Source organism: Wolbachia endosymbiont of Drosophila tristis (assembly GCF_028981745.1).
Classification (GTDB): domain Bacteria; phylum Pseudomonadota; class Alphaproteobacteria; order Rickettsiales; family Anaplasmataceae; genus Wolbachia; species Wolbachia pipientis.
This window is the reverse complement of sequence record NZ_JAPQLN010000034.1, coordinates 1-2,495: the sequence shown is the minus strand read 5'-3', so window position 1 is coordinate 2,495 and position 2,495 is coordinate 1. Positions and strand designations below refer to the sequence as shown.

The 2,495-nt window shown below is 37.5% G+C and carries 2 protein-coding genes; one reads left to right on the top strand and one right to left on the bottom strand.

Annotation, left to right across the window (positions count from 1 at the left end; all coding sequences use genetic code 11):
• Positions 1-424 precede the first annotated feature (424 nt).
• On the bottom strand, positions 425-592 hold the full coding sequence (locus OZD64_RS00860) for a hypothetical protein (RefSeq protein WP_155975180.1): 168 nt from the start codon (positions 590-592) through the stop codon (positions 425-427).
• A gap of 203 nt (positions 593-795) precedes the next feature.
• Between OZD64_RS00860 and OZD64_RS00855 the strand changes: the two genes are divergently transcribed.
• The gene (locus OZD64_RS00855) at positions 796-2,091 is read left to right on the top strand and encodes a Na+/H+ antiporter NhaC family protein (RefSeq protein WP_006280467.1); all 1,296 of its coding nucleotides are present in this window, start codon (positions 796-798) and stop codon (positions 2,089-2,091) included.
• Positions 2,092-2,495: the final 404 nt, after the last annotated feature.

The window sequence follows — 2,495 nt, the reverse complement described above, 5'->3', positions numbered from 1 at the left end:
ATTTATAGCTAAGGTTAGTTGCATTTAAAAGCAGCTGAGTCGCGGTTATTAAGCGTTTAGAATAAAAAAACGCCATACTTGAAAGTATAATGTAAGTAATTAGCCAACTACGGGGCTTCTTTTGCCTTTTTTTCTGTTTAGTAAATTTCTTAAATATTTATAGCTAAACGACAACCGTCATCCCGCTGCTTGTTAGCGGGATCTAGAGATACCGCGAATGAATCGCGGTATGACGGTTCGCGGTGGCATGACGATAAGCTCGTCATCCCGCTGCTTGTTAGCGGCTAAGGGATACCGCGAAGGGATACTGCGAATGAATCGCGGTATGACGGTTAATTATTCTGCGGCGGTATGACGTAGAGCTCGCGTTAGCTATACTTTTATACTCACCAACTCAGTATCCAATCTGGATCCAAGTAGTCAGCTACTTGGATGACAACCTGTTGAGGCTGCGCTTACACATTCCACTTTCTATGCTCACCAAACAAATTTGCTTACTCGCAGCAAAATTTTCTGGATCCAAGTAGTCAGCTACTCGGATGACATCTTTGTGTTTGAGGCAAAACCAGCTATAACATTTCTTCGCAAACAAATGTTCGTACAGTTGTGCGCGTGATGCTGGAATCTAGACAACAATTAGATCCTATTGTCAAGCAATAAGCTACATGTGCTATTTATTTAGTAGATTAAATATGAAGTTTAAAACTCTGCTATTGACTTCCTGTAGAACTAGTGAAAACCAAACTTGCTTAAAACCACTTAATTAGTTATAGTTATAAGTTTAGGTACAGTAAAATGACAGCTTTTGTCCCCTTGATTATTTTTTTAATCTTGTATCTTGGAAGTGGTGCTTATTTTTCTTTTATCGGAACTGATAATCCACTTCATCAGGTTTCACCAGTAATCTGCTTATTACCAGCACTATTTTTTGCTGTCTCACGTGGTACAAATAAAATTCAGCATAACATCGATACTGTTATCAAGGGCATGGGTGACAAAAACACCCTTACTATGTGTTTAATTTTTTTATTTTCTGGAGCATTTTCTGCGGTGACTCAATCAATCGGTAGCGCAGACACTGTTGCTAATTTAATTCTTAATTTCCTTCCAGCAAGATTACTGCTGCCTGGAGTATTTTTGGCTTCTGCTTTTATTTCAACTGCAATTGGCACATCTATGGGAGTTGTTGCGCTGATGGTACCTATAGCTGTTAATCTGGCAAAAAGTGGAGCTTTTGGTCTCGAAATAGGAACTGCAACTGTAGTAGGTGGTGCCGTGTTTGGCGATAACCTTTCGATGATATCTGATACCACCATTGCATCTGTTTCTTCACAGGAAGCTTCAGCAAAAGATAAACTTAAAATGAACTCTAAAGTTGCACTTATTGCCAGCATTATAACACTCATCTACCTAGCAGTTGCCTCAAATAGTACAAAAATTATTTCTATATCAAATTTAGATTATTATTCTATAATAAAAATTATTCCTTACATTTCTTTAATAATCATGGGGCTGCTTGAAGTCGCCACTTTAGTAACAATAACTATAAACATAATTATTGCTGGTGTGCTAGGAATAACTTTTTTTGACTATGCTATCATTCAATTTCCTCATGACGTGTATGACGGTTTCAAAAAAGTAAACGAAATAGTGATATTTGCTCTATTTATCGGTGGATTGAGCCATATAATGTACAAGCAAGGTCAAAAAGCGTTGCATAAACTCATCGATGAAAGCAATATCACAAAAACTAAAGCTGAATTTGTGATAGCAGGAATTGCGTCTATGTTTACTACCTTAGTTGCCAATAATACCATTGCTATTTTACTAAGTGGTGGCATTGCAAAAAGGCTTGCACAAAAACACAGTATTGCGCCACATCGCAGCGCATACTTATTAGATGTTTTTGCTTGTGCTACAAAAGGTATCTTACCTTATGGTTCCCAACTATTGCTAGCAGGTAGCATCGCCTCTGTATCACCTATTTCTTTATTAACACAGGTATATTATTGCTTTATTCTAGCGGCAGTTACAATAGGCGAAATAATCATCAACAGCAGAAAAGAGAAACATTGTGCGGCTGCAACTTAGAGTTTCTCTTTTTTTACCCATAAGGAACGGAATTACTTGACACCCTTCGCCAACCCCCTTATCATGAAACTGAAGCTATTTATTTATCTTCGCAATCTGTGCAGGTTAATGACAAAAAACTTAGGGTATTTGGCGTCTCATGTTTAATTTTTCGCACTACGTGCATCGCATGTCTTTAAAAATTTTTAGGTTTTTACCTATATAAGCCGAAACGCGCTTACAAAGCGTTTAAGACAGCAAAAAACGTCAAATTGACAAGGGAGAATTTGAATGCTAGCTACTACGGGGTTTCTTTGCCTTTTTTCCTGCTTAGTAAATTTCTTAAACACTTGCGGTGTAGGTTAGTTGCAAGTTAAAAGCAGCTAAATCGCTCTTAATCAAGCGTTTTAGAATAAAAAAAACGC